Origin of the sequence: Neptunomonas phycophila, assembly GCF_001922575.1 — a bacterium.
Classification (GTDB): Bacteria; Pseudomonadota; Gammaproteobacteria; order Pseudomonadales; family Balneatricaceae; genus Neptunomonas; species Neptunomonas phycophila.
Map to the genome: position 1 here is coordinate 1 of NZ_MRCI01000023.1, position 303 is coordinate 303.

1 protein-coding gene is annotated in these 303 nt (G+C 52.5%); it reads left to right on the forward strand.

What is annotated here, in order from left to right:
• Positions 1-303, forward strand: a 303-nt coding sequence (locus BS617_RS18310) for a cadherin-like domain-containing protein (RefSeq protein WP_170870382.1), incomplete at both ends; no start/stop codon positions are given.

Consider the following 303-nt stretch of genomic DNA (forward strand, 5'->3'; position numbering starts at 1 on the left):
ACCCAACGAACGGTACCGTTGTTCTGAATGCTGACGGCACAATTACCTTCACACCGGATGCGGATTTTGTAGGCGAAGCGACGTACGACTACACCATCACAGACGGCAATGGCGGTACTGACACGGCGACAGTCACCATCGACTTTGTCGACATGAACGACGGTCCAGACGCGATCGACGACAGCTTCAATGGCGAAGAAGACGTACCGTACACCATGACAGCGAATGACCTGTTAGGTAACGACACGGATCCAGACAGCGATCCATTAACGATCACTGAAGTGTCTAACCCAACGAACGGTA